Origin of the sequence: Bordetella muralis (assembly GCF_965139205.1) — a bacterium.
GTDB classification, from domain to species: domain Bacteria; phylum Pseudomonadota; class Gammaproteobacteria; order Burkholderiales; family Burkholderiaceae_B; genus Bordetella_A; species Bordetella_A muralis.
Window position 1 is genome coordinate 24127 of sequence record NZ_CBCSIU010000020.1, and the last position, 25826, is coordinate 49952.

General features: G+C 60.2%; 24 protein-coding genes. 11 read left to right on the forward strand and 13 right to left on the reverse strand.

The features are described 5' to 3' along the window. Positions 1-103 precede the first annotated feature (103 nt). From ACNA0I_RS21840 to rsmB, 6 genes are read right to left on the reverse strand one after another with little or no spacing between them, the layout of a single operon-like run. Entirely contained in the window at positions 104-1573 is a 1470-nt protein-coding gene (locus ACNA0I_RS21840) for a TrkH family potassium uptake protein (RefSeq protein ID WP_415808130.1), read from the reverse strand. 59 nt (positions 1574-1632) lie between these two features. Continuing rightward, a complete protein-coding gene (gene trkA, locus ACNA0I_RS21845; protein ID WP_415808131.1) occupies positions 1633-3012 on the reverse strand; it encodes a Trk system potassium transporter TrkA in 1380 nt (459 codons plus the stop codon). Continuing rightward, entirely contained in the window at positions 3009-3716 is a 708-nt protein-coding gene (locus ACNA0I_RS21850; protein WP_415808132.1) for a response regulator, read from the reverse strand. The genes trkA and ACNA0I_RS21850 overlap by 4 nt, the downstream gene beginning before the upstream one ends. An 11-nt stretch (positions 3717-3727) precedes the next feature. Beyond that, entirely contained in the window at positions 3728-6049 is a 2322-nt protein-coding gene (locus tag ACNA0I_RS21855) for a sensor histidine kinase (RefSeq protein WP_415808133.1), read from the reverse strand. Beyond that, on the reverse strand, positions 6046-6630 hold the full coding sequence (locus tag ACNA0I_RS21860) for a DUF4390 domain-containing protein (protein ID WP_415808134.1): 585 nt from the start codon (positions 6628-6630) through the stop codon (positions 6046-6048). The genes ACNA0I_RS21855 and ACNA0I_RS21860 overlap by 4 nt, the downstream gene beginning before the upstream one ends. A gap of 38 nt (positions 6631-6668) precedes the next feature. Next, positions 6669-8030, reverse strand: a complete 1362-nt coding sequence (rsmB, locus tag ACNA0I_RS21865; RefSeq protein WP_415808135.1) for a 16S rRNA (cytosine(967)-C(5))-methyltransferase RsmB — start codon at positions 8028-8030, stop codon at positions 6669-6671. Positions 8031-8389: 359 nt separating this feature from the next. Between rsmB and ACNA0I_RS21870 the strand changes: the two genes are divergently transcribed. Both ACNA0I_RS21870 and rimO read left to right on the forward strand, forming a co-directional pair. Next, positions 8390-9787, forward strand: a complete 1398-nt coding sequence (locus ACNA0I_RS21870) for an ATP-binding cassette domain-containing protein (protein WP_415808136.1) — start codon at positions 8390-8392, stop codon at positions 9785-9787. A gap of 46 nt (positions 9788-9833) precedes the next feature. Next, positions 9834-11159, forward strand: coding sequence for a 30S ribosomal protein S12 methylthiotransferase RimO (rimO, locus tag ACNA0I_RS21875; RefSeq protein ID WP_415808137.1), 1326 nt, complete (start codon positions 9834-9836; stop codon positions 11157-11159). Between the two features lie 89 nt (positions 11160-11248). On the opposite strand, the gene ACNA0I_RS21880 is transcribed toward rimO, so the two are convergent. Further along, positions 11249-12610, reverse strand: a complete 1362-nt coding sequence (locus ACNA0I_RS21880) for a hypothetical protein (protein ID WP_415808138.1) — start codon at positions 12608-12610, stop codon at positions 11249-11251. Positions 12611-12620: 10 nt separating this feature from the next. Beyond that, positions 12621-13514 carry an aKG-HExxH-type peptide beta-hydroxylase gene (locus tag ACNA0I_RS21885; protein ID WP_415808139.1) on the reverse strand — a complete coding sequence of 298 codons (894 nt, stop codon included), beginning with the start codon at positions 13512-13514 and terminating at the stop codon, positions 12621-12623. Between the two features lie 570 nt (positions 13515-14084). Here ACNA0I_RS21885 and ACNA0I_RS21890 point away from each other — a divergent pair. The 4 genes from ACNA0I_RS21890 to ACNA0I_RS21905 are packed head-to-tail and all read left to right on the forward strand — an operon-like array spanning position 14085 to position 16548. Next, the gene (locus tag ACNA0I_RS21890) at positions 14085-14672 is read left to right on the forward strand and encodes an LOG family protein (RefSeq protein WP_415808140.1); all 588 of its coding nucleotides are present in this window, start codon (positions 14085-14087) and stop codon (positions 14670-14672) included. 30 nt (positions 14673-14702) lie between these two features. Then, complete coding sequence (locus tag ACNA0I_RS21895; RefSeq protein WP_415808141.1) at positions 14703-15290, forward strand: hypothetical protein; 588 nt, start codon at positions 14703-14705, stop codon at positions 15288-15290. Further along, on the forward strand, positions 15287-15919 hold the full coding sequence (locus tag ACNA0I_RS21900; RefSeq protein ID WP_415808142.1) for an HAD-IA family hydrolase: 633 nt from the start codon (positions 15287-15289) through the stop codon (positions 15917-15919). The genes ACNA0I_RS21895 and ACNA0I_RS21900 overlap by 4 nt, the downstream gene beginning before the upstream one ends. 2 nt (positions 15920-15921) lie before the next feature. Beyond that, positions 15922-16548 (forward strand): pyridoxamine 5'-phosphate oxidase family protein, encoded by a 627-nt coding sequence (locus tag ACNA0I_RS21905; RefSeq protein ID WP_415808143.1) that lies wholly within the window; start codon positions 15922-15924, stop codon positions 16546-16548. A gap of 33 nt (positions 16549-16581) precedes the next feature. On the opposite strand, the gene fmt is transcribed toward ACNA0I_RS21905, so the two are convergent. Both fmt and def read right to left on the reverse strand, forming a co-directional pair. Continuing rightward, positions 16582-17526: a methionyl-tRNA formyltransferase gene (fmt, locus tag ACNA0I_RS21910; RefSeq protein WP_415808144.1), complete on the reverse strand. Its 945-nt coding sequence runs from the start codon at positions 17524-17526 to the stop codon at positions 16582-16584. Positions 17527-17675: 149 nt separating this feature from the next. Next, the gene (gene def, locus ACNA0I_RS21915; protein WP_094824211.1) at positions 17676-18188 is read right to left on the reverse strand and encodes a peptide deformylase; all 513 of its coding nucleotides are present in this window, start codon (positions 18186-18188) and stop codon (positions 17676-17678) included. A 211-nt stretch (positions 18189-18399) separates the two neighbouring features. Between def and dprA the strand changes: the two genes are divergently transcribed. The 3 genes from dprA to ACNA0I_RS21930 all read left to right on the forward strand — a co-directional run bounded on the left by dprA (position 18400) and on the right by ACNA0I_RS21930 (position 21217). Then, the gene (dprA, locus tag ACNA0I_RS21920; RefSeq protein ID WP_415808145.1) at positions 18400-19623 is read left to right on the forward strand and encodes a DNA-processing protein DprA; all 1224 of its coding nucleotides are present in this window, start codon (positions 18400-18402) and stop codon (positions 19621-19623) included. Positions 19624-19821: 198 nt separating this feature from the next. After that, on the forward strand, positions 19822-20730 hold the full coding sequence (locus tag ACNA0I_RS21925; protein WP_415808146.1) for a hydroxymethylglutaryl-CoA lyase: 909 nt from the start codon (positions 19822-19824) through the stop codon (positions 20728-20730). A gap of 10 nt (positions 20731-20740) precedes the next feature. Further along, positions 20741-21217 (forward strand): hypothetical protein, encoded by a 477-nt coding sequence (locus ACNA0I_RS21930; RefSeq protein WP_415808147.1) that lies wholly within the window; start codon positions 20741-20743, stop codon positions 21215-21217. A gap of 86 nt (positions 21218-21303) precedes the next feature. Here ACNA0I_RS21930 and ACNA0I_RS21935 read toward each other — a convergent pair whose 3' ends face one another. Further along, complete coding sequence (locus tag ACNA0I_RS21935) at positions 21304-22545, reverse strand: aminotransferase-like domain-containing protein (protein WP_415808148.1); 1242 nt, start codon at positions 22543-22545, stop codon at positions 21304-21306. A gap of 315 nt (positions 22546-22860) precedes the next feature. Between ACNA0I_RS21935 and ACNA0I_RS21940 the strand changes: the two genes are divergently transcribed. Then, positions 22861-23571 carry a YggS family pyridoxal phosphate-dependent enzyme gene (locus ACNA0I_RS21940; RefSeq protein ID WP_415808149.1) on the forward strand — a complete coding sequence of 237 codons (711 nt, stop codon included), beginning with the start codon at positions 22861-22863 and terminating at the stop codon, positions 23569-23571. 4 nt (positions 23572-23575) lie between these two features. Here the strand turns inward: ACNA0I_RS21940 and ACNA0I_RS21945 are convergent, their stop codons facing one another. Next, positions 23576-24070, reverse strand: coding sequence for a copper chaperone PCu(A)C (locus ACNA0I_RS21945; RefSeq protein ID WP_415808150.1), 495 nt, complete (start codon positions 24068-24070; stop codon positions 23576-23578). Between the two features lie 40 nt (positions 24071-24110). Further along, positions 24111-25016: a LysR family transcriptional regulator ArgP gene (locus tag ACNA0I_RS21950; protein ID WP_415808151.1), complete on the reverse strand. Its 906-nt coding sequence runs from the start codon at positions 25014-25016 to the stop codon at positions 24111-24113. Positions 25017-25170: 154 nt separating this feature from the next. Here ACNA0I_RS21950 and ACNA0I_RS21955 point away from each other — a divergent pair, with 154 nt between their 5' ends. Beyond that, positions 25171-25806 (forward strand): LysE/ArgO family amino acid transporter, encoded by a 636-nt coding sequence (locus tag ACNA0I_RS21955; RefSeq protein ID WP_415808152.1) that lies wholly within the window; start codon positions 25171-25173, stop codon positions 25804-25806. Positions 25807-25826 lie beyond the last annotated feature (20 nt).

Below are 25826 nucleotides of genomic sequence, written 5' to 3' on the forward strand. Positions count from 1 at the left end.
GCTGTCGAACAGGCTCGGGATAACCCTAATTCGGGTTAGTCCTGATATTGTGCGGGTGATACCTGACCAGATTGTGACAAGCCAGGCGAGATAGACGCAACGATTATTTGCGCCAGAACATTGGGGTAAACAGCACCACCACGGTCAACAGCTCCAGGCGGCCGATCAACATCGCAAACGTGCAGACCCAGGTCTGAAAGTCGGTCAGGATTGCGAAATTGCCCATGGGTCCCACCGGGCCCAAACCCGGGCCAGTGTTGTTGATCGTGGCAAGCACCGCGGAAAAGGCCGTGATGGGCTCCAGGCCCGACACCAGCAGCAGACTGGTAAACACCCCGATCGACAAGCCATAGACCATCATGAAAGCCAGCACCGACGCCATCACGCGCTGACTCACCAAGCGTCCGCCCATACGAATCGGACTGACCGCATGAGGATGCAGCATGACCACCAATTCATTGCGTGCCTGCTTGGTCAGCAATACAGCACGAATCATCTTGATCCCCCCGCCCGTCGAGCCGGCACAAGTCACAAACCCCGACAACAGCAGCATCGTCAGCGGCGCAACCAGGGGCCACACGGCATAGTCGACCGTGGCATAACCTGTGGTGGTAGCCACCGAAATGGTGTGGAACATGCCATAGCGCAAGGCCTGCAATGGATCATGGTAGACCCCGCGGAAATACAAATACGCGGAAATCACCAGTCCGGCGCCCAGCATGATGACCAGATACGGCACCGTTTGCGGACAGGTACGATAGGCGCGCAAACTGCCCTGTCGCAAGGCGTTGAAATGAGTCGCGAAATTGATCCCGGCCAAGGTCATGAAAATCATCGACACGATCTCCAGCGGCACCGAGTCGAAATAAGCAAAGCCCGCGTCTTTGGTCGAAAATCCCCCCAGCCCCATCGTGGTGGCCGTGTGGCACCAGGCTTCGAACCACGACAACCCGACGCCGCGATAGGCCACCAGGCACAAAATGGACAACCCGAAATAGACCGCGTAGAGCGCTTTTGCCGTACTGGCGATACGGGGCGTCAAGCGCTCGTCTTTCATGGGCCCTGGTGTTTCGGCCCGCACCACCTGATGCCCGCCGACCCCGAGCAGCGGCAAGATCGCCACGGCCAGCACCAGGATGCCCAATCCGCCAATCCAGACCAGGGTAGCGCGCCAGAGATTGATCGAGGCCGGCAGATGGTCCAGCCCCGTCAGCACCGTCGCCCCGGTGGTGGTCAAGCCCGACATGGCCTCGAAATACGCGTCGGTAAACGATAGCGGTATCCCTGCCCGGTCGAAATAGATCAAGAACGGGATCGACGCCAGCAGCGGCAGGCTGACCCACACCACCGATACCAGCAAAAACCCATCGCGAGCATTCAACTCGCTACGCCCGCGCCGTGTGACAAGCCAAACGGCGGCTCCGCCCCCGAACGCCAGCAAAAACCCATCCAGAAACGCCGTGAACCCGGCGTCGTCGCCCACATATGCCACGAGCAACGGCAGCAACATGGTCAGCGCAAAGACGCCCATGGTCAGGCCAGCGACATAAAAGGTAGCCAGCAAGCGCTTCATAGGCAATCGCAAACGCTAATGTGAACGGCCGTATGGCGCATGGGTGACGATATCCGAAATCAGAAGAAAGACGCCGAAACCTGGAACAGTTTTTCAACACGCGGCATCATCTGGCGCGACGGCACAAAGACAATGACATGGTCGTCCGTCTCGATGACCGTATCGTCGTCCGGCATCAAAATCTCGTCCCCACGTGCCAGGGCGCCTATGCTGGCTCCCTTGGGCAAACGGATACTTCCCACGGCGCGCCCGACGACCTTGGAACTGCTGCGGTCACCATGGGCGACAACCTCAATCGCCTCGGCCACCCCCTGACGCAGCCGGTGCGCGACCACGATATCGCCGCGGCGGACGTGTCGCAGCAGCTCGCTCATGGTGGCTTGCGCAGGAGATACCGCAATATCGATATGGCTGCCTTGCATCAGTTCGCCGTAGGCCGGACGGTTGATCAGCGCGATCACCTTGCGCGCGCCCAGGCGCTTGGCGAGCAGCGACGACATGATGTTGTCTTCGTCGTCACTGGTCAGCGCCAGCCAGGTATCCATATCACCGATGTTCTCCTGCTCGAGCAGTTCCTCGTCGGTACCGCTGCCATGCAGCACCAGGACACTGCTGGGCAACTCGGCAACCAGGTATTCACAGCGTTTTTCATTGCGCTCGATGATGCGCACGCTGTAATTTTCCTCGGCCAACTGGCGCGCCAGCCGCAGACCGATATTGCCTCCGCCTGCGATCATGACGCGGCGCACCGACTTTTCCGCCTCGCGCAATTGCCGCACAGCACGGCGGGCATGCCGGGAATCCACTACCAGCACCACCTCGTCGCCCGGCGCGATGACGGTCCCGCGGTCGGCCTGCAGGGGCCGGCCATCACGCACCACATCCACCACACGCGCCGCAACATCCGGCCATACATCGCGTAGCTGCGCAATCGGATGATGCGCCATCGGGCTGCCGTGCCCGACACGCACCGTCACGACGCTGATGCGCCCGTCCGCGAACTCGACGACCTGCAGAGCCTCGGGAAACTCGATCAAGCTATGCAAATACGCAGTGACACTGCGCTCGGGGCTGATCAGCGCGTCGATACAGAAGCCCTCATCACCCATGAGCTCGGGCTGATCTTCGAAATCCGGCATGCGGATACGGGCAATGCGGCGCGGCACATTGAACAACTGCCGTGTGATCTTGCAGCCCACCATATTTGCTGCGTCGGAAGCGGAACAGGCCACAAACAGATCGGCATCCGCAGCACCCGCGGCCTCCAGCACGGCCACCTGTGTCCCATCGCCATGCACCACGCGCAGGTCGAAGCGATCCTGCAGATAGCGCAGTTGATCGACATTGGTGTCGATCACCGTGATGTCGTTCTGCTCGGACACCAGATTTTCGGCCACGCTGGTCCCGACGCGGCCTGCCCCCATGATGAGGATCTTCATGTGCCGCGTTTACGTGCCGACTCGATGCCCAATTGCTTGAGCTTGCGATACAAGTGTGTGCGCTCGAGCCCGGTACGTTCGGACACACGCGTCATGCTGTGATTTTCACGAACCAGATGATATTCAAAATAAATGCGCTCGAACTCATCGCGCGCTTCGCGCAATGGCTGATCCAGTGCAATGCTGCCCAGTTTGCCACTGGAGGCGGGGGGCGCCTCGGCCAAGGGAGGCAGACTGGCCACCGACGTCAGCGCCGCGGGCGGGTCCAGCTCGTCCTCGAGCGGCACTGCCGGCGCCACCGCGCCCAACGGCGTCGTCACGGCGGACGGGTGCGACGTGCGCCCGCGCGCCAAGCCCGCTGCGATCGTTTTGAGCAAACGTTGCAGCGTGATGGGCTTTTCGAGAAAATCCATCGCGCCGATACGCGTTGCCTCGACGGCGGTGTCGATCGTGGCATGGCCGCTCATCATGATGACGGGCATATCCAACAGCCCTTGCGAGCCCCACTCTTTGAGCAGGCTCACGCCATCAGTATCCGGCATCCAGATGTCCAACAGCACCAAATCCGGGCGCATACGCAGCCGTGCAGCACGCGCTTGCGCCGCGTTTTCGGCTAATTCGACCGTGTGCCCTTCGTCGTAAAGAATCTCGGACAAAAGTTCACGAATGCCAACTTCGTCGTCAACCACCAGAATTCTGGCCATAAACCTTCCACCTATTGCGTAGCCGCATTATCCTGTTCTTGCGCAGCCGCGTCCATAGCCGCGGCCTTGGAGGCTAGTCGGGTCAATAATATCGAAATCCGCGCGCCCCCTTCCTTGCGGTTGCCCAGATCGATCTTCCCACCATGCTCTTCCACGATCTTGCGCACAATTGCCAATCCTAACCCAGTCCCGTGGGCCTTGGTGGTGACATACGGTTCAAAAGCCCGCTGCATGACTTTATGCGAAAACCCCTGGCCGGTATCAGCGACCGTAAAGCGCACCGCAGACGGCGTGGCGCCATTAGGTTCTCCCATCAGTTGCGTCGTCACTTGCACACGTCCTTCAGCCCCCTGTTCTGCAATCGCATCCCGCGCATTGGACAACAAATTATGAATGACTTGGCGCAGTTGAGTCGGATCCCCCTCGATATGCGGCAGGCCAGGCTCCAGAGAGACATCCAGATTCAACGCCGGCGCCAATGCGCGCCCAGGGGTCAGGTGTTTCTCTCCCGGTTCCCAACCATACAACGCCAGCACATCTGCCACCAAGGCATTGAAGTCGATAGTTTGCATCACGGCGGGAGGTGTGCGGGCATATTCGCGGAAATCATCCACCATCTGCTTGAGCGAGCCCACCTGATTCACAATGGTATTTGTCGATCGCTCGAGCATCTGGCGATCCGCCGGTTCCAGGCGATCGGCGAGTTTCATGGCCAGGCGCTCGGCCGACAGCTGGATCGGGGTCAGCGGATTTTTGATTTCGTGTGCCAAACGGCGGGCGACTTCGCCCCACGCCACCGTACGGTTGGCCGAGATCACTTCGGTAATGTCGTCAAACACCACCAGATAGCCATTGCCGCGCCCATCCACTCGCAGATGCGTGCCTCGCGCCAACAAGGTCAACATTTGCGCGGACTCGGTGGAATCGGGCGACGGCGCCAGGGAAATCTCGAACTGTTGCTGCCAATGCAGACGCTCGGACCCCACGGCAGCGTGCTGGGCAAAGGCCTGGCGTACGATCTGGATGAACTCCAGCATACCGTCGACCGTTTCCAGGGGCCGCCCAATGACCGAACGTAAATCGGCCTGCAAAATGGATTGCGCCCCCTGATTCACGGTCGTCACGCGAAAACCCTCGTCAAATACCAGCACACCCGACGACAGGTTCGACAACACGCTTTCCAGATAGACGTTTGAACGCTCCAGTTGACGGCGATTGCTCTCGACCATATGGCGCGCCTCGTCCAGCTGACGAGTCATCGCATTGAAAGAACGCGTCAATTGCCCTACCTCGTCGCGCTCTGGAGGCTCTGGCAAAGGACGATAATCGCCCACCCCCACCGCCTGAGTCCCGGCAGCCAGGCGCAGCAGCGGCCGCACGAGCCGCTTGGACAGCGACAAGGCCACGGCGATCGCGGCGAACACGGCCAGCAACAACGCCAAGGTCAACGTAATGCCATAGAGCTTGCGCAGCCCCAGCCGCGATAGCGCGAGCTCCTGATAATCGCGAAATCCTTGCTGCACCCGGTTGGCGTTATCCGCAATCTGTTCGGGCACGGGTTGCAGCAGTTGCAACCAGCGCGGCTCGGAAGGCGGCGACATCAAGGTGTCGAAACGCTGAGGCGTCGTCAGCGGGATGACCACGCGCAATGTCAGGCTGTCTTTGCCGCCCGCCAAGCTGGCATCATCGGCCTCTGCGGCGGAATACCCTCGCCCCAGCCGCAACTGGTTCAACACAGAGGCAGGCGGTATTTCCGGCAGCAATTGACCGTACTGATCGGTGGAAAACGCCACCAGCCGGCCGCCCCCGGTAAATACCATCACATCCTGCACCCCGCTGGACTCGCGCAAGCGCGTCAGCGCCAGCGGAATATCGCGATCAGGCGTGTTGTTCAACTCGGACGCCATGGAACGCGCCTTCGCATCCAGGTCGGCCAGGGACGAATCCAGCGCAGCGCGCCCCAGATTCAGGCCGGACTCCAGTGCGCTATCGACACGGACATTGAACCAGGACTCAATAGACCTGGACATGAACTGCACCGATACGATATAGATCAACGCGCCTGGCACAACCCCGATCAGCGCAAAGGCCAAGGCAAAGCGCGCCGTCAGCCGCGCACCGAACTGGCGGCGGCGGATCTGGCGCACCAGCCGCGTCGTCAGCGCCACCACCCAGACAAACAAGGCCAGGGCGAAGACGCCGTTCAGCACCAGCAAGATATCGTAGTAGCGGGCAAACCGCGACGCGTTACCGGTCGACCAGGCGAGCAAACCCAACAATGCCAGCCCGCTGATAGCCCCAATGATCAGCGCGATGCGCAGCAGCATTCTCATGACGGATCCCGAGGCTTGGCTAATTCAAACGAAAAACCAGTCCAAGGCGTTCCCAGGCTCCAGGAACTGCTATTGAGCGCATTGACCTGGAACGGACGCGTCAACTGCGAGGTGTCCAGCCGCAGCCGCAACTGCCCTTGATACGACACCTCGTAATCGAGCTCCGAGACATCGATCAAGACCCAGTGGCGAATGTGGCGCACCATATCCATGGCCTCGTCCAGCGAAGACACCGGCCAGCTCAGCGAATCCGTTCCGACACGCCATTGACGCGTCAGGGCGTTATAGATCACGCGCCAAGTCCTGCTGGTATCGACCACCGTATCGTCAAACCACCACCAGCGATCCCGGCTGATCACAATATCGGCCGTGAAATATAGCGGCAGTCCGCGCTCGGCAGCGTCGCGCAATTGATCATTCAACTGGACATCGATTTCGGCATCGATTTCCAGCTTTCCGTCACGGACAGCAGGCTCGATGCGAGCCACCTTGGGCTCACTGGCGTGCGTCTGCCCGACACCCAACGGTGCCATCAGAAATAACAGCAAGAACGCATAACATAAGCGAGAAATCATCGACATTCGTAACCTGATCGCATCCTACGGCTATTCTTGGCGATTCAAGACTGCTTGGCAAACAGTGCATAGAAAAAACCGTCGTGTTGAGCCTGAGGTGTTGCGCCGACCGCAACAGGCAGCAATTGCCCTGGCGCATCCTGGCGCTGCGCGTCGGCGTGACGCTGGGCAAAAGCCTGCGCCTGACGCTCGCCTTCCTCAGGAAAAATCGAACAGGTGACATAGAGCAGCCGCCCGCCGGGGGCCACCGTGCGCCACAGTGCATCCACGATGCGCGCCTGTAATGCCGCCGTGCGCGCCACGTCCGGGGCGCGACGCAGCCAGCGGATATCGGGATGGCGGCGTACGATCCCCGAGGCCGTGCAAGGCACATCGGCCAGCACGGCATCAAACGGCCGACCGTCCCACCAGGCATCCAGATCTGCCGCATCGCCTGCGGCCAGGGCCACCCGGTCCGAACGCAAACCCAGTCGATCCAGGTTCTGCTCCACGCGCGCCAGGCGTGCCGCATCGGAATCCAACGCCAGCAGCTCGACGTCGGCGTTTTCCAATAAATGTGCCGTCTTGCCGCCAGGCGCCGCGCAGGCATCCAGCACGCGTTCGCCGGCGCGCACGGCCAGCAGCACAGCGGCTTGCTGCGCGGCGGCATCCTGCACCGACCACCAACCCTCGGCAAACCCGGGCAATTGGGTCACAGGCCGGGCTTCGGCCAGCACCAGGCCGGCCGGCCCGACCGGCTCGGACGAGACGCCAGCTGCCAGGAACGCGTCCCGCACCTGATCGCGGCTGGCACGCCGCGTATTGACGCGCACCGTCAAAGGCGCCGGAACATTCGCCGCAGCCAGAATGGTTTGCCACTGGTCTGGATACGACTGCCGCAGCCGCTCCACCCACCAACGCGGGTGATTCCAGCGCGCCTCGGGCAAATCGCCCACTGCCGCCTCGATGGCGTCGCGCTCACGCAGAAAACGCCGCAAGCACGCGTTGAGCAACCCCTTATAGGCCGCCAGACTGCGCTGGCCGGCCGCCGCGGTCACGGCCTGATTCACCACGGTATGTGCGGCGTACACAGGCATGCCGGGTAGCGCCTGGACCTCTCCCGCATCTGAAGACGCCACCTTCAACAAGGACAACGACACATTCAACAACGCATCAAACTGCGTGCCAGGAGACCGTTGCACCAGACCGCTGCTGATCGCGCTGGCCCAGCCCAATTGGCGCATGGCATGGAAAGACACCGCCTGCGCTGCCGGGCGCAACGGCGATGGCACAGCAGCCAGTGCCTCGGTCAGCGAGCGCCCCTCCATGACGGCGCACACCGCGCCTGCCGCGGCCAACAACACGACCGACAACGGCGACCGGGCGGGTTGCGATTCGAGAACATCCAGGGAAGCAGGGGAAACCATGTGAACCATCAATGATTGTGCAATCCCGCTATGGTAGCCGCTGACAGGCAAGCGCATCAGGGATAGGGCTATTCGGGGACAGATTAAACCACGCAAATTGTCGGACGAGACAGGAGAGATACCAGCCATCCGGCGCCAACCGACGTCCTTTAGTCCGAAAGGCCGCTCATATCGAGCCGGTTAAAAGTTCGCCGTGCTTTCTCACTTTCAATACGGATTCACTGCAGTGACGATACGGCGAACTTTGTTATACGGAAGACTCTCAATGCAATACCTGAGCCCGGGTGGCGCGGCCAATGACGAGATCGTGGCATTCGCCGGCGACGACAAGCACCGGCACACGGCATGAGGGCCGACCCATGACACGCTTGTCAGCACGGCCCTTGACCTGGATTGTTGCCGACCCTGCGGCCATGCTCACTATCGTACTGGTGGTGTTACATCAATCTCTCATCGCCTCGTCTGCGTATTTTCTGACGCAAACCATCATCCACTATCAAGAAGACCAAGCGCTCAGAGAATATCTCGCGCTGTATTTGCTCTCGATCATCGTGCCATTCATTCCCGGGTATCTGTCGTTCATGGCGATGCAGCGCTGGATCAACGCCATACACCGGAAATTCACACTGGCCATGACCTCAGCGGTCTATGGCAGACTGAACGAATACCGATCGATTGAACGTCAGTCGGCATTCGAGTCCACGATCTCCAAGGACGCCTTCGACTTGATCTCGTCGTATGCCATGTTGTCGCACGATCTTCTCAGCCTGATACTGAATAGTGTCCTGAGCATCGCGGTGATTGGCATGATCCTGCCGTCCGAAATCGCACTGGGCTACGGTATCAGTCTGGCGCTCAGCACGGCAATCGTTTGCTTCCTTGCCAAAGGAACGCGAAATTTATCCATGGATACCGGACGGCGATACGCAAGTTACGGCGATACCTTGCATAAGGCCTGGGACAACGCAGTGCTCGGCAACGCGTACAACTATGATCTGTGGAAGGCCGAGTTCCACGCCCAGGGGGCTTGCTACTACACATCCTCCCAGCGGCTCACCACGTACAAACAGCTCGGCAATATCGCCATCGCGTCAGCTTCTCTTATTCCAACCGCCTATCTCGTGTATCACCTGCTCGTGATCGAACAGATAGAGGCCGCCATCATCGCGACGATCATCGTCAACCTGACGCGGATATTCCTGATCCTCAATTCCTTGGGCACGTTGATACGCGAGCTGTTCGAATGGGCCAGCGCATCTGCCCGGCTGCGCTATCTCTGGGCCTTTCTATTACCCGCCACCACCGCGCCATTGCCTCGGGCCCCTGCGGGCACGATCACACTCAACGGCGAGCCGGTCAGCGACTATCAGACAGTGCGAGAGACGCTGCGTCGCCATCGTTTCGGCAGAATGACCCTGCGCGGCGAAAATGGCGCCGGCAAATCCGCCCTGCTCCTGTCGATCAAACAAGCTTTTGCGCAACAGGCCCATTTGCTGCCCGCTGGCGACAATCAACTCTGCTGGCGATTCAAGCACCGCAACCTATCAGCAGGACAACGGGCCCGTGCCATCATCGACGAGATCCTGCACCAGGGTCCGGACATCCGCTATCTATTGCTCGACGAATGGGACGCGAACCTGGACGACGACAATCGGAAACTCATCGATCAACTGTTGGACACGCTCAGCACAGAACGCGTGATTATCGAAGCCAGGCATCAGAAATCTGCTTGTCCGACCCCAGCCGAAAAGCCTTAAGCCGTTGTAAACTATAGGGTTTATATTCACAAATCGGAATTCCAACATGGAAACCAAGCGGGCACCCAGCATAGCGATGGTCTCTTTAGGGTGTCCAAAAGCCCTGGTCGACTCTGAGCGCATCCTGACGCAGTTGCGCACAGAGGGTTATCAGGTCTCACCCGAATACAACAACGCCGACGTCGTCGTGGTCAACACCTGTGGTTTCATCGACAGCGCCAAGGCCGAGTCGCTGGAGGCCATCGGCGAAGCCATTGCCGAAAACGGCAAAGTCATCGTCACGGGCTGTATGGGCGTCGAGGAATCCGTCATTCGCGACGTACACCCCAGCGTGCTGGCCGTGACTGGACCGCAACAATACGAAGAAGTCGTGCGCGCCGTGCATCAGGCTGCGCCACCCAAGACCGATCACGATCCCTACGTCGACCTGGTGCCGCCGCAGGGCATCAAACTCACCCCGCGCCATTACGCCTATCTGAAGATCTCCGAGGGCTGTAATCACCGGTGCAGCTTCTGCATCATTCCGTCCATGCGTGGCGATCTGGTCAGCCGGCCCGTGGGCGACGTGTTGAACGAGGCAGAGCGCCTGGTCAAAGCCGGCGTAAAAGAGCTGCTGGTCATCTCGCAAGACACCAGCGCCTACGGCGTGGATATCAAATATCGCAGCGGCTTCTGGAATGGCCGGCCCGTGAAAACACGCATGACCGAGCTCTGTACGGCCTTGTCCGAACTCGGCGTCTGGACGCGCCTGCACTATGTGTACCCCTATCCACACGTAGACGAAGTCATCCCGCTGATGGCGCAGGGCAAAATCCTGCCCTATCTGGATATCCCGTTCCAACACGCCAGCCCGCGTGTACTCAAGGCCATGAAACGCCCGGCGTTCGAGGACAAAACCTTGGCGCGTATCAAACGCTGGCGCGAAGAATGCCCCGATCTGACGTTACGCTCGACCTTCATCGTGGGATTCCCGGGCGAAACCGAAGAAGACTTCCAGTACCTGCTGGACTGGATGAGCGAGGCCCAGTTGGATCGCGTCGGCTGTTTCCAGTATTCGCCGGTCAACGGCGCTCCCGCCAACGACCTGGCCAACCCCGTCCCCGACGAGGTCAAGCAAGAGCGCTGGGATCGTTTCATGGCGCATCAACAGGCGATTTCGGCCGCCCGTCTGCAAACCCGCGTCGGACGCGAGATCGACGTGTTGATCGACGAAATTGCAGCCGATGGCGCCATCGGCCGTTCCAGCGCCGATGCTCCGGAGATTGATGGCAACGTCTACGTCAACGCCGAGCGCAAGCTGCGCCCGGGCGATCTAGTGCGCGTACGCGTGACCGAGGCGGACGAATACGATCTGCATGGCGATCTTGTCTGAGCCCACGCGACCCGGGACCGGCGTTACGGGTTAACACCTTCGTTATTGGGCGGGCGCCAGGCCCGCCCACGGCGACGCCAATTCTGAACCTAATGCCTCACCTCGATCACGACCTTGTCGTGACTGAGGCGCTCTAATAATTCGTCGATACAACTGCGGTTGTCCTGATCCAGGTTCGCATCCCATTCATCCAGCAAGAGGTACTGAATGTCCGAACCTTGCTTCAGCAGTTCGTCGATGATCGCGCGAGCCCGTTGCCCCGTCGACATCGCGCCGTGCCCGAGACGCCAACAGAGTTGATTGTTTCCCGCGGGCAGCAAATGGGCTTTATGTGGGAAAGCCTGCTTGATCGACAGCAAGAGCGTGGACTTGCCGGAGCCATTTTCACCCCGTATCGTCACTCTGCCGCACGTACGATGACGCAATGTCTCCTGCACTGCCAGATAGTCAGTGATCAGTTCGCCATTGACGCTCACATTCCCCGAAGGCGATTGCGGGATATCGACGACGGACGCCTGCGTCAGAAAAGCAAAAAGATACCGCAGGCGGGCGGACGCAGACGCCCACTCGACAATCTCGTAAATCAGCGCACTCAGTGCATTGAGAATGTGAAAGATCCGCGTCAAATTCACGATGATCGCCGCCACGACTGCGGCCTCGATCTGTTCCAGCACCAGCAGGTGATACACCAGATAGGCCGTCGGAATCAGAGACGCGAAGGCAATCCCGACATTGCCAGCTTGTTTGCAGGCTGTGAGCCGCAACGCGCTTGAATAATAGCTGGCCCCGTCGGCCTTGAACTCGTCCAGCCATAGACGATAGTTGTAGGCGTTTCCGACCACCGCATTGTCCCAGGCTCTGCCCAAGGTATTGCCGTAATCCGCATGCCGCCGCTCTGTGTCGACAGACAGCTTTTGCACGGCCTTGGACAACACATAGACCATTCCCACACTGAGCGTCAGACTGACGAAATAACCCAGCACGATCTCGGATGGCAGGATAAAACCGATGACAGCTAGACTCAGGATGCTGTTGAGTGCGAGGCTGAGAAAATCATGCGACAGCAAGATATACGATGAGATCACGTCGAATGAGTTTCTCGAGATGGCCGACTCGAATGCCGCCTTGTTTTCCGTCGACCGGTACTCATTGAGCTTGCCGTAGACGGCCGACGCCATGGCCAGAGTGAATCTCCGATGCACAGCATTTGTCCAGCGCTCTGCCATGACAAACGAAAGCGCACCGGGAATGAACGGAAGAATCATCGAAAGAAAATACAAGACCAGATATACACCGATCTCCGTGCCCTGTTGGTAGCCAGTGATCGTTTGCGTCAAAAAATACGCAGACGACGCGATGAGAGACTGATGCACCACAACCAGCACAAGCGTGAGGAAGGCTGCCCGATCATGAAAAATCCATGTGGAAGCTCGCGTAGACGAGAGGCTCATCGTTAAATCTTTATCGTGTTCGATACTTGCAAAGGGCGTCGGACTCCACAATGTCTCGAACACCGGACAAGAGCGCTTTCGTGCGAGAGGACACTGACGCAATGCCTGCATGCTCATGCCGGCCGATGACCTCCTCCACAGAATCGACTGAAGCCACCAGTTGCGCCAGGATTTTCGGCGTCGGAGGATGCATGAGCGGCGCTGCGGGGTGGCCGATGAATTTTTCGCGAAACATCACGATCTCGGTAGCGACCACAATGCTATGAATCACTTTGTCCAGAGGGCGCGGGACTTTCAAGATAGCCGACTGCGCCCAGCTATCGGGGTTCATCAGTGCGCGGTGATCGTAGTGTCCATACCGATGTTCGTCGATGAACATCGCATGATGCGTCAGTTCGTGCACGATAAACTCCACCACGTCAGGCACCCGATGGGTAATCTTGGGATTTGCCCATATCACGCCGATGGCAGAGGACGTGCTTCCGCCGCTGGCGTCCTTGGAGGGCATCAAAAATATATCGGTGATCAGGAAATCGAACAGGCATTTGTGCTCAGAGGACAGAACGCCCAGACACTCGATAGCAGAACGCAGCAGCATCGCTTTCTTTTCCACAAGCGGATCTGGTTCCTGGCTGATGACCTGGGCTTGGTTCTTGTCGTCCAGGATCGTCAAATCGTCGTCGGACAGCAGTCGGCAGAATTCGCTCGCCTGGTCATAGTCGAGCACGATGTTTGCCGCCCGGTATCTGCCCTTGGTTTTTCTGCCTTGCAGCCCCTCTAATGCCTCGATATAGCAAGTCGAAAGTGTCTGCTCATCCTCCACTGTGCCTATATCCAATCCAGCCTTTTCAATGAAGGCCAGCAGACTTTCCAAGTGGGTATCGAGCGGGGTCTGAGAAATCATTTCTGTACTTTTCTCTGAAACATCAAAAAAGCGCACGCAAACGCGTGCGCTGATAATGCATCGTCAATCAGTCGGCCAGCATCATGTCGTCGTACGAGATCATGCGATAGCGCGGATGAGGGCCTGGACCCATACGGACAGGCAGCACGGTGTCAACGGAACATTCTTGTGCCGTGGAATCGTCGCTCTGATATTTATTGGCCCCGCTATTTCCCCTTTCGACGATCTGAGACACCTTAGCCCTGATCGTTTCGCTTAGACTTGCAACCAACATAACGGCCCTCCAGATAAGGAATTAGCTGCATCCTCGTGCAGCACACCCTGTATTGGATACCTGAGCCCCAAATATGCCGGCCGAAAACGCAGAAGTGAGGTGAATTTCAGACAAAGAGACAGGCCTTGCGCGCTATGTTTCGCAGTGAAACCTCAGCAGAATGGCGTCCCCCACCTGGTGTTCGCCGCCATCCTTTCCCTACGCTTTTCTTTCCAGCCCCCCCTTCGCCCGAGCCTGATCGCCCAATTTGCGTAAACTAGGGGCATACCGTTGTTATTCAGATCTGTTTCGAATCCATGACCATCAAGAATCTCTGCGTTTACTGTGGTTCCAATGCGGGTAGCCGCCCTGATTATGTCGAGGGCGCACGCGCCCTGGCACACGAATTGGTCAGCCGCGATATCGGGCTGGTCTACGGTGGCGCAAGCGTGGGCATCATGGGCGCCGTGGCCGACGCCGTACTCGCCGAAGGCGGCCGCGTCATCGGCATCATCCCCGAGGGCCTGCTGCGTAAAGAAATCGGCCATAACAACTTGACCGAGCTCCATGTCGTCGCGTCGATGCACGAGCGCAAGACCATGATGGCCGAGCGCTCGGACGGGTTTATCGCCTTGCCCGGCGGCGCGGGCACTCTGGAAGAGATCTTCGAAACCTGGACGTGGGCCCAACTGGGCATGCATCAAAAGCCCTGCGGCCTGCTGAACATTGCCGGCTACTACAATCAACTCGCCGGCTTTCTGGATCACGCGGCGCAAGAGTCCTTCATTCGAGCCGAACACCGCGCCATGCTGATCGTCGAAAGCCAGCCTGCTGACCTGCTGGATCGCTATGCCGCCTACACGCCGCCTACGGTCTCCAAATGGATAGACCCGGGCGAGCATTGATCGGACTGCTTTGCTCACTACGCACTCGCCATGTCTCCTGCCCATGCACCTGCACTCAATACCGCATCTGTGATGCGGTATTACCTGCAAGCCAAAGACGAAAATCGCCCCGTCTACATGGCTCGGGCCTTTGCCGCCGATGCCGTATTGAAAATGACGCTGCGTACCCAGGCGATCGCCTTTCCGCCTGAGTCGCACGGTCTGGACGCCATCACCGAGACACTCGTACGCACATTTGGCCAGACCTACGAAAACGTATTCACTTTTTACCTGGCGCATCCTGGCGAAGGTGCCATCCTGAATACGTATGCGTGCGACTGGTTCGTCGGCATGGCCGAAAAGGCAACCGGCCAGGTTCGCGTGGGCTGTGGCCGTTATGACTGGGAGTTCCAGGCCGAGCCTCATGTGGCCCGCCGCCTGACGATCACGATTGAAACGATGTTGAACTTGCCCTCTGACACAGCCCCGGCGATTTTCAACTGGCTCACCGCGCTACCCTATCCCTGGACAGATCCGGAACGCGTGGTGCAAGCTGCGCCGCCCATCGAGGCTCTGGCGCCGGTCATGCACTGGATCCGCCGCGACCATATCGTAGATCCCACCGGTGGCACCGCTTGAAGTACGATCTCGCCGCCTTTGATTTCGACGGCACGCTGGCCAACACCTGGCCCTGGTTCGAATCGATCCTGGACGAGGTCGCTGACAAATATGGCTTTCGGAAGACCAATGCCGCCGAACGGGCCGAGTTGCGATATCGCAATGCCCACGACATCCTGAAATTCCTCGGTGTACCGCTCTGGAAACTGCCTGCCATCATGGCACACGTACGCCAGATGATGCGCGACGTGGCGCCCACTGTGCAGCTATTCGACGGCATGGCCGACGCCCTGACCCGCCTGCGCGCAAGCGGCTTGCGCATGACGGTGCTGAGCTCCAATTCCAAAGCCAACGTCCAACGTGTGCTGGGTCCGCAGGCGGACCGGTGGTTCGACGATTTCGAATGCGGCACGGACATGTTCGGCAAAGCGGCCAAACTCAAAAGACTGGTAGCGCGCCACAAGGTGGCACCGCAACGCTGCGTCCTGATAGGGGACGAGATGCGCGACATCGATGCCGCCCGCAAAGCAGGCGTGCGAGTCGCAAGCGTTGCCTGGGGCTATAACCATGTCGATGCGCTGCGCGACCATCACCCCGACGAGCTCATTCTGACCGTCGCCGATCTACCCGCCAAACTGACTCAAGTGTGATCATGGACCTCAACGACGATTACTGCATCACCGATCTGGACGCTCTGCAGACGCTGTACGGCCAACCGGCCGGCGCCTCGCTCATCAAGGAAGTGGATCACGTGCACCCGCACTACCGCGCCTTTATCGAGGCAGCGCCGTTCGCGATCCTGGCGACATCCGGTCCCGCGGGGCTGGACGCTTCGCCGCGCGGCGATCCCGCGGGCTTTGTGACGGTGGCCGACGACAAGACGCTGTTGATTCCAGATCGACGCGGCAACAATCGCATCGACAGCCTGCGCAATATCCTGGCCGATCCGCGCGTCGCCTTGCTGTTTCTCGTTCCAGGAGTGGGCGAGACATTGAGAGTCAACGGCCGCGCCAGCATCAGCACAGACCCCGGGCTGCTGGCCCGTTTCTCGATGAACGACAAGCCCCCTCGATCGGTCTTGGTCATACACGTCGAGACCGTGTTTTTTCAGTGTTCGCGCGCGATTTTGCGATCCCAGCTCTGGGACCCTGCCAAGCAGGTGGATCGCAGCAGCCTGCCCAGCGTGGGGCGAATGCTGGCCGATATCAGTGCAGGCACATTTGACGGCGTGACGTATGACCGGGAATTACCAGAGCGGGTGCGCAACACGCTGTATTAGGCTTCAGGGAAACCTCACGAGGCTCGCAGCGGCTCAGGCTGCGGGCTGCCATCCCCGCACAAACACATCCACGGGCTGACGTTTTCCGCCGGCTTTCTGCAACTCCAGCAACCGCAGAACACCATCGCCCGTCGCAATGTCTATTCCTGCCTCCGTGGCCTGCAATAGCGTGCCTGGCGCATGGGTGACGACCGTATCCAATGCCTCTGCCCGCCATACCTTGACCGGCGCCTCCAGGCCCGGCAGCCGTACCGTCGCACCTGGTACAGGATTGAACGCGCGAACCCGCCGCGCCAACAACGCTGCAGCTTGCGTGCAATCCAGCGCGGCCTCGGCCTTGTCGAGCTTCGCAGCGTAGGTCACGCCATCGGCCGGCTGCGCTTGCGCCTGCAAGCTTCCGGCTTGCAGCAATTGCAGCGCTTGCACGATGGCCTCGCCACCGGCGGCAGCCAAGGCGTCATGCAATTGTGCAGCGCTGTCGGTATCACCGATCGGCACGCGGCGTTCGAGCAGCATGTCGCCCGTGTCCAGGCCCTCGTCCATCTGCATGATGGTGATGCCCGTTTCCGCATCGCCAGCCTCGATGGCGCGTTGAATCGGCGCCGCGCCGCGCCACCGCGGCAGCAAGCTGGCATGGATGTTCAGGCACCCGCGCGCGGGCAGCTGCAGCGTCCAAGCCGGCAAAATCAAGCCATAGGCCGCCACCACCATGACCTCGGGCGCGGCGTGCTCCAGTTGCGCGCGGGCTTGCGCCGCCTCGTCAGGATAGCGGCCGTCCAGACGCAAGCTGCGCGGCTGCGCGACAGGGATCCCCGCAGTCAACGCGGCCTGCTTGACCGGACTGGGTGTGAGCTTCAGCCCACGGCCGGCGGGCCGGTCCGGCTGCGTCAGCACCAGCGGGATTTCGTGCCCGGCGGCCAACAAAGCGTCGAGCGCGACGCGGGCAAATTCGGGAGTTCCAGCAAAAACCAGGCGCATAAGAGATCAGGAGAACGCGCCATTGCGCGTCGGACAAGAGTCAGCAAATGCTGCGATGATCGCATATTCATCACGCAGCCCGAGACAATCCCAGCAAGCAACCGGAATGCCCGCCATCGCGCCAGTGTGAGAACCGTCTCGAACGAGCTTCAGGCGCGCAGCGCTTCGCGCTCGGCTTTTTTCAGCTTGGTCTTGATGCGGGTCTGTTTCAGGTTGGACAGGTATTCCACAAACACCTTGCCGTCCAGATGGTCCAGCTCGTGCTGGACACACACCGCCAACAGCCCATCGGCCTCGGCCTCGTAGGCATTGCCATCGATATCCAGCGCCCGATAGCGGATACGCGCAGCGCGTTCGACCTCGTCATATATGCCGGGCACGGACAGACAGCCTTCTTCGTAGGTCTGGCGTTCGTCGCTTTTCCAGGTGATCTCGGGATTGATCAACACGCGCAGGTGATTACCTTCTTCGGAGACGTCGATGACAACGACCCGTTCGTGCACGTCCACCTGCGTCGCCGCCAGCCCCACACCAGGCGCGTCGTACATGGTGTCGGCCATATCACGTACTAACTTCCGGATGCGGTCGTCCACCACCGCAACCGGCTTGGCCTTTTTGTGCAGGCGCGGGTCGGGGTAATGAAGAATAGGAAGTAAAGCCATGGCAAACAGGGGTAATTGGGCTGATTAGTCAGCGATTCGTTAATAATAATTCATTAGACATATGATTTCTAATAGTTTTCGACTAATAGCACTATGAAAAAACTCGACGCCCAGGTTTTGCCGAGTCTTTTTCGTCCCTTGGGCCGCCAGGGACTGGCTCGGCCCATGCGACACTAGGGCCCCGCCATCCACTGACGGCCTTTCACGAACCATGCCGCTCGCCCATTCCGCCACCGAACTCTCTGCCTGGCTACGCCTGTCACTGGAACCCGGCTTGACGCCGTCGATGCGCTATCCCCTGCTTTCGGCACTGGGATTGCCCGAACAAATCTATGCGCTGAGCGCACCGGCCCTGGCCCGTTACGTGCCACAACAACTGGCGATCCAGTTGGCGGCCGACACGCCAGCCGAGATTCAAGCCCAGATTGACCGGACGCTGGAATGGGCGGCGCAGCCGAACCATCACATCCTGACACTGGCGGATCCCGTCTATCCGCAAAGCCTGCTCACCATCGCCGACCCGCCGGTCGTGCTGTATGTCAATGGCGATCCGGCACGCCTGACTCAACCGGCGCTGGCAGTGGTAGGTGCGCGCAGCGCCACGCCCGGCGGATGCGAAAACGCCAGGGCCTTTGCCCGGCACCTGGCCAGCCACGGCTGGTGCGTCGTCAGCGGCCTGGCGCAGGGGATCGATGCGGCAGCGCACGAAGGCGCGCTGCTGGCAGGGCCTGATGGCGCAGGCACCGTGGCCATCATGGGAACCGGCATCGATCGTGTCTATCCCGCCGGGCACCGCGAACTGGCGCATCGCATTGCCGAGCATGGCGCCCTGGTATCGGAATTGCCGCTGGGCATGGGCGCGCTGCCTCACCATTTCCCCCTGCGCAACCGCCTGGTGGCAGGCTTGGCGCGCGGCGTGCTGGTCGTCGAGGCCGCACGCCAGAGCGGCTCGCTCATCACGGCACGCCTGGCGGGGGAAAGCGGCCGCGAAGTGTTCGCCATTCCCGGCTCGATCCATTCCCCCTTGTCACGCGGCTGCCATGCTCTGATCCGGCAAGGGGCGAAGCTCGTGGAAACGGCTCAGGACATCACCGATGAGCTCGGCGGCGAACAGCCAGCCGCATCCCGCGCAACGTCCCGCACACGGACTCCCACACGCACCAGAACCAGCGGAAAATCATCCGATACATCGCCGTCGCCAGCCCGCCCCGCAGCGTCGCCGGCAACCGCTGCCGACGCTCAGGAGGCCGTGGCCGACGTCGATATACCCACATCCCCGCTGTTACAAGCGCTCGGCTACGATCCCCTGCATCTGGACGCCTTGCAGGCTCGCACCGGCCTCGACATCCCCACACTGACCACGCAATTGCTCGAACTGGAATTGGCCGGCCATATCGCGCGGCTGGACGGCGGACAGTTTCAGCGCCTCAAATAAAGGGCACAGTGCCCGGCGAGCACCTCCGGCGCCAGGCGACAGTTCGATAGACGTTGCAGCGCCTCAGGCAGCCGGCCCGGATGGTCAGCCCCGCTCTTCGTGCATCCGGTTCGGCAGCATAGGATTACTATACGTTTAGTCATCAGCATCAATCGCAGGTATGCGTCCCACGGTACGCAGCCCTTCCCAGGAAAAGAAATGAGCTTGCCTTCACGCGTCAAAATCGTCGAGGTTTCTCCTCGCGATGGTCTGCAAAACGAAAAAGAACTGATCAGCACGGATATCAAGGTAGAGCTGGTTGATCGTTTGACCGCTGCCGGGTTTCCCAATGTCGAGGCCACGTCATTCGTTTCGCCCAAATGGGTGCCTCAGATGGCCGACGCTGCCGAGGTCATGGCGCGAATCCAGCGCAAGCCGGGCGTCATCTATTCCGTCCTGACGCCGAACATGAAAGGCCTGGAAGGCGCATTGGCCGCCAAGGCCGACGAAGTCGTCATTTTCGGCGCAGCCAGTGAGGCGTTTTCGCAAAAGAACATCAACTGCTCCATCGCCGAATCGATCGCACGCTTTGAGCCCGTTGCCGAAGCCGCACGTGCCGCGGGCCTGCGGCTGCGCGGCAGCATCAGTTGCGCGCTGGGCTGCCCCTATCAAGGCGAAGTGCCGATCGAGTCCGTCGTCGATGTCGCTCGGCGCTATCTGGCACTGGGCTGCGATGAAATCGATGTGGCCGACACGATAGGCGTGGGCACCCCACAGCGCGTGCGCGAGGTGATGGCTGCCGTCACCCAGGTTGTCGATCCCGCCCGGATTTCGGGGCATTTCCACGACACGTATGGGCAAGCGCTGGCCAATATTCTGGCTGCACTGGAGACGGGTATCAGCATTTACCACACGTCGGTCGCCGGACTGGGCGGCTGCCCTTATGCCAAAGGCGCCACGGGCAACGTCGCCACTGAGGACGTGTTGTACATGTTGCGCGGCCTGGATATTGAGACCGGCGTGGATTTCGATGCGGTCGTCGATATCGGCCAGTGGATGTCGGCCAATCTGAACCGCAAAAGTGGCAGCCGTGCCGGCAATGCCATTGCAGCCAAACGAGCCGCGTAATTACAGCGCCATGAATCTTCTCGATGTCTCTCCGTCCGCCAGCGAGCACGAAGCGCTGCTACGCGATATCGGTCCCCTACCGCTGTCAGGTCAGGCTTGGCCAGATTGGGTACGCATTCTGGCCTGGGTGATTCTGGCGATCATTGGCGTACAGATCGCCATGTCGGCGATACGCATGCCACCCGAACAGGTCAATTCGGTTGTCGCCGGGATCGTCATACTGTGTTTTTTGGGGCTGGTGCTGGTGTCATGGCACATGCAGAAATCCGTCACGACGATCAACGAGGCGGGTCTGCATCAAACGTGGATAACTCGGCGCGAGGTGGCCTGGCAGGATATCCACTTTGCCAAATTCGTTCCGTTGCTGTTCTCCAAGCGCTTGGTCGTTTTTACTCAACGCGGGCGGCCGGTGGTGTTTCAGGGCGGAACGAAGGAACTGCAAATCGCATTTGCCAAGATATCGTTGTTATATCGGCGCAAGCGGTGAGCCGGGTTTGCAGAATCCGGCGTCGCAGCTGATTGGGCGATGCATGGCGGCGATCGATACGGAAAGATAATCGACCGCCAGTGGCGTTACGCCGCCAAGGAAATCGACACAGGCGCATTTGCCTCGCAGGCATCCAGCGCACGGCCCAGACGTGTCATGCCTTCGGCGATCTGGCTTTCGTTCATGGTGGCAAACGACATGCGCATGGCGTAAAGGTCGGCCTGCGCGGGATCTGCATAGAAGACCTTGCCCGGGACGTAGACCACGCCCTGTTCAATGGCATAGGGCAACAGGCGCGTCGCGTCTATGTCGCCGTTGAGCCTGGCCCAGAAAAACATGCCGCCCTCGGGCTTGTTGAATACGATACGGCCGGCGAGCGACTGGTTCAGGGACTGCGCCATGGCGTCGCAACGGGCGCCGTAGGCGGCCTGGATGCGAGGGACATGCTGTGCGTAGCGGCCGTCAGCCAAGTATTGAGCGACGACTTCCTGAATCCAGGCCGATGATGCCATGTCGTCGGCAGCTTTGGCGCCGACGCAGCGACGGCGGACTTCAGCCGGGGCGACGATCCAGCCTATGCGCAAAGCAGGTGCCATGGTCTTGGACATGGTCGAGATATAGACCGCCCAATGACGGGCCTCGCCCTCGGCCAGCGCAGCAATCGGCGGGACCATTTCGCCAGCAAAGCGCAGCTCGCCATAGGGATCGTCCTCGACGATCAGAAACTGATGCTTGACCGCTAGCTCGAGCAGACGCAGACGCCGTTGCCGGCTGATCGTAGCGCCGCAGGGGTTCGAGAACGACGCGACGACACAGACTATTTTGGGCTTGATACGGCCCGCCATCTCGTCCAGCGCATCAACGTCGACACCATCTGGCCCAGAGGGCACCGTGTGGACAGTGGCGCCGGTATAACGCAAAGCCTGGACGGAGTTCGGAAACGCGGGACTCTCGATAATGGCATGATCGCCGGGCTGCAGCATGACACGGCTGACCAGCGCCAATGCCTGCTGCGACCCGCCGGTGACGGCCAGCTCGGTGTCTGGATCACAAACCAAGCCCCGCTCGGCCGTCAGGCGCGCCAGCTCCGTGCGCAAGCTGGCCTGCCCATCGATATTGGAATACTGCAGGCACGCCCCTAAACGCGCCACGACCTGATTCGAGGCCGCAGTCAGACCATCCACGTCGAACAATTCCTGCGCGGGATAGCCGCCCGCAACGGAAATATTGCCCGGTTTCATGGCATACGGCATCAAGGAACGAATGGGCGAAGCGGGAGGTGTTTCGAACGGCGCGGCGAAAGCGTAGCGGGGTGCTGCGAGCGACATGAGGAGGGCGAAGCCGGTAAAAAGTAAGCGCTGAATCGAGCGTCAGCGTGGCGCCGGGCCGCACCAGACTGCTCAGCGCCCAACGAAATAAGTAAATGACGAAGAATTCTATGCCTGCCCCCGGGGGCGGTCAACGGCTGCAGTAGACAGCCAGCAGAGAATGCGTTGCCGATGCGCACGCTGTCTTCACGCACGCGCCTCTACGCAAGCAGACCGCAATCTGCCCTGGACACGCGTGTGTCCTCGCCCATTGGACATGGCCAATAAAAACACCGGCGCGATTATCATGATGCTTTTACCCAGCATTCATCCATTATGAGTACCGATGACTCGATGTCGACCCGCGTGGCCCAACTGCGCGCCCGCATCGACGCCGCTTGCGTCCGCGTGGGCCGGCCAGCCGGCAGCGTCGCCCTCTTGCCAGTCAGCAAGACTTTCGGCCCTGACGCCGTCCGCGAGGCAGCAGCCCTGGGTTTTACGCGTTTCGGCGAAAACAAAACGCAGGAAATCCGCCAGAAGATTGACGCACTGGCAGATCTGCCCATGCAATGGGTCATGATCGGCCACTTGCAGACCAACAAAGCCAAAGACGCAGCGCGCGACGCCTCGGAAGTCCAATCCCTGGACCGCCTGGAACTGGCTCACGCGCTACAGCGCCGACTACAGACCGAAGGCCGCGAAATCGACGTGCTGGTTCAGATCAAAACGTCGACTGAGCCCAGCAAACATGGCCTTCCCCCCGAGGACGCGGCAGATTTCCTGCGGACCGTCGTGCGGGAATGCCCGGCATTACATGTAAAAGGACTGATGACCCTGGCAGTGCAGTCTGACGACACGCAGGCCGTACGCAGCTGTTTTCGTGCGCTGCGCGAGCTGCGCGACCGCCTGAAAGACGCGGCCATCGAGGGCGTCGAACTCGACAGGCTGTCCATGGGGATGAGCGGCGATTTCGAAATCGCCATCGAAGAAGGCGCCACCGAAGTCCGAATCGGCAGCGCAATTTTTGGCGCTCGGCACTACCCCTGAGAGATCAATGCTTCATGTGTTCCGTATGCGCATGGCCCGCATCCGGCTGATGCCCGATGTGCTTGATCTCGAACTTCACCGCCACCTCGCCCGCTTTCTCGAACTTCAGCGTAGCCGGGACCTCGCCACCTGCCACAAACGGCTGTTTTAAATTCATGAACATCACGTGATAGCCGCCAGGTGCCAGTTTGACTTCACCTTCGGCAGGCACCTCGATGCCCTCGGGCAGATGACGCATGCGAGCCACACCCTTTTCGGCTTGCACGGTATGCAATTCAACTCGCTCGGCTGCATCCGAACTCACTGACACCAGACGATCCGCCGTCTTGGCGTCGTTATCAATGTCCAGATAACCCGCGCCATTGGTTTGGCCAGGCGCCGAAGCGCGCACCCACGGATCATCGATCTCAATCTGTCCGACCTTGTAATCGTGCGCCCAGGCCGACGTGGCAGCAGACAGCCCCAAGAGGGCGACCAGCGCCCATTGACGGAATTTCATGCAAAACATCTCCGTGACAGTCAGCCTAAGCGCTGACGAGTTAACGCCGCCGGACCAGACCTCCGCCTGCGGCAGCGGCCAGGACCGCATCGGTCAAGGCCTCCATGGCTTGTGAGTTTACCCGCCAGTGCTGCCAATACAAGGGGACATCCTCGGTAGCACGGGCACGTAATGGGACTAAAGCACCTGTGTCGAGCTCTTCCTGAATCAACGGCAACGGGTTCATCGTCCAACCCAGACCGTCGCGCGTCGCCTGTACGAAAGCGCGGGATGAAGGCAGCCACCACACAGGCGGCTGCCACGGCTCATCGCCCATGACTTTGCGCGCAAAGCGCGCCTGCAATGCATCTTTGCGGTTGAACACCAATACCGGCGCAAGCGCCAGGGTCCGCGCGTTCACGCCTGCGGAAAAATACTGCGCATGAAATGCGGGCGTACACGTCGCGACATAACGCATGCTGCCCAACGCGTGGAGACGGCACCCTTGCACCGGATCCGCCAACGCGGTCACGGCGCCCAACACCGAACCATTGCGCAATAACGCCGCCGTGTGATCCTGGTCTTCAGATTGCAGATCCAGGGTGGCGCGGCTGCGGGCCGCAAAGCGCCGCGCCGCATCCATAAACCAGGTTTCCAGGCTGTCATGGTTCACAGCCACCGTCAGACTGGCCTGTGTCACGGCGTCGTCCTCCAGGCCCAGACGATCCAGTGCATCATGCTCCAGCAAGGCCGTCTGATCGGCCAATTGCACCAGCACCTGCCCGTCGGGCGTAGCCACGACAGGCACCGTACGCTGCACCAGCAAACGCCCCATGCGCGCCTCCAGCGACTTGATGCGCTGTGACACCGCCGAGGGCGTCACATTCAGTGCGGCGGCCGCCCGCTCGAAACTCCCTTCACGCACCACAGCAGCCAGGGCGCGCAGATTGCCGTGATCAATTTTCATCCGTCCTTGCTCCGGCAAGTGCTGCCATTCTTATTGGTTTAGAAAAACTTAATCAACTTAAACAAAATTAGCTTTATTTCATATCTTGTGCAAGCCAAAATACGCTCCTGGCCGCGGCAATTGCTGCGGCGCTGTTTTGTAGAAGCTCGCAAAGATGTTTACGTTCGCCTCCTCCCCCGCCCTGTTTACCGCCTGGGCCAGTGGCACCGCCACCGGACTGGGACTATTTGCCGTCGTCGGCGCGCAAAGCGCCTTTATTCTGCGGCAGGGATTGATGCGCGCGCATTTGCTCAGCATCCTGGCAATTTGCGCCCTACTGGACGGCATCTGCATATTTGCCAGCGTGTGGGGATTGCAGACCGCGGTGAATTGGTTCCCCTGGTTGACGCACGCCATCCTGTGGTTTGGCGTTGCCTTTCTGGCTTGGTATGCCTTTCAATCCGCCCAACGCGCCATTCGGGCGCAAGGCGGCCTGACTGCCGCGCAGCATGCCGTCCCCTCGCGTTCCGCAGCCCTGCTGGCGGCTGCGGGCTTCACCTTGCTGAATCCGCATTTCTGGCTGGACATCATGGTGATCGGCTCATTGGCACACGGATTTAACGATGCACGGCTGGCCTTTGCCGCAGGCGCCGTCACGGCCAGCGTCCTGTGGTTGATCGTGCTGGGCGTCGGATCGCGCCTGTTTGCGCCCTATTTCGCCAACCCTAAAGCGTGGCGCATATTGGATGGCGTGATCGCCGTCATCATGGCTGGTTTGGCAATGCGCCTGGCGTGGAATGGCCTGGCCTGAGCAATCATCCTGCCAACTGA

Bases quoted from the DNA above. Each gene is read 5' to 3' on its own strand.
- ACNA0I_RS21840 (WP_415808130.1), bottom strand. From the start codon at position 1,573: ATGAAGCGCTTGCTGGCTACCTTTTATGTCGCTGGCCTGACCATGGGC.
- trkA (WP_415808131.1), bottom strand. From the start codon at position 3,012: ATGAAGATCCTCATCATGGGGGCAGGCCGCGTCGGGACCAGCGTGGCC.
- ACNA0I_RS21850 (WP_415808132.1), bottom strand. From the start codon at position 3,716: ATGGCCAGAATTCTGGTGGTTGACGACGAAGTTGGCATTCGTGAACTT.
- ACNA0I_RS21855 (WP_415808133.1), bottom strand. From the start codon at position 6,049: ATGAGAATGCTGCTGCGCATCGCGCTGATCATTGGGGCTATCAGCGGG.
- ACNA0I_RS21860 (WP_415808134.1), bottom strand. From the start codon at position 6,630: ATGTCGATGATTTCTCGCTTATGTTATGCGTTCTTGCTGTTATTTCTG.
- rsmB (WP_415808135.1), bottom strand. From the start codon at position 8,030: ATGGTTTCCCCTGCTTCCCTGGATGTTCTCGAATCGCAACCCGCCCGG.
- ACNA0I_RS21870 (WP_415808136.1), top strand. From the start codon at position 8,390: ATGACACGCTTGTCAGCACGGCCCTTGACCTGGATTGTTGCCGACCCT.
- rimO (WP_415808137.1), top strand. From the start codon at position 9,834: ATGGAAACCAAGCGGGCACCCAGCATAGCGATGGTCTCTTTAGGGTGT.
- ACNA0I_RS21880 (WP_415808138.1), bottom strand. From the start codon at position 12,610: ATGAGCCTCTCGTCTACGCGAGCTTCCACATGGATTTTTCATGATCGG.
- ACNA0I_RS21885 (WP_415808139.1), bottom strand. From the start codon at position 13,514: ATGATTTCTCAGACCCCGCTCGATACCCACTTGGAAAGTCTGCTGGCC.
- ACNA0I_RS21890 (WP_415808140.1), top strand. From the start codon at position 14,085: ATGACCATCAAGAATCTCTGCGTTTACTGTGGTTCCAATGCGGGTAGC.
- ACNA0I_RS21895 (WP_415808141.1), top strand. From the start codon at position 14,703: ATGTCTCCTGCCCATGCACCTGCACTCAATACCGCATCTGTGATGCGG.
- ACNA0I_RS21905 (WP_415808143.1), top strand. From the start codon at position 15,922: ATGGACCTCAACGACGATTACTGCATCACCGATCTGGACGCTCTGCAG.
- fmt (WP_415808144.1), bottom strand. From the start codon at position 17,526: ATGCGCCTGGTTTTTGCTGGAACTCCCGAATTTGCCCGCGTCGCGCTC.
- def (WP_094824211.1), bottom strand. From the start codon at position 18,188: ATGGCTTTACTTCCTATTCTTCATTACCCCGACCCGCGCCTGCACAAA.
- dprA (WP_415808145.1), top strand. From the start codon at position 18,400: ATGCCGCTCGCCCATTCCGCCACCGAACTCTCTGCCTGGCTACGCCTG.
- ACNA0I_RS21925 (WP_415808146.1), top strand. From the start codon at position 19,822: ATGAGCTTGCCTTCACGCGTCAAAATCGTCGAGGTTTCTCCTCGCGAT.
- ACNA0I_RS21930 (WP_415808147.1), top strand. From the start codon at position 20,741: ATGAATCTTCTCGATGTCTCTCCGTCCGCCAGCGAGCACGAAGCGCTG.
- ACNA0I_RS21935 (WP_415808148.1), bottom strand. From the start codon at position 22,545: ATGTCGCTCGCAGCACCCCGCTACGCTTTCGCCGCGCCGTTCGAAACA.
- ACNA0I_RS21940 (WP_415808149.1), top strand. From the start codon at position 22,861: ATGAGTACCGATGACTCGATGTCGACCCGCGTGGCCCAACTGCGCGCC.
- ACNA0I_RS21945 (WP_415808150.1), bottom strand. From the start codon at position 24,070: ATGAAATTCCGTCAATGGGCGCTGGTCGCCCTCTTGGGGCTGTCTGCT.
- ACNA0I_RS21950 (WP_415808151.1), bottom strand. From the start codon at position 25,016: ATGAAAATTGATCACGGCAATCTGCGCGCCCTGGCTGCTGTGGTGCGT.
- ACNA0I_RS21955 (WP_415808152.1), top strand. From the start codon at position 25,171: ATGTTTACGTTCGCCTCCTCCCCCGCCCTGTTTACCGCCTGGGCCAGT.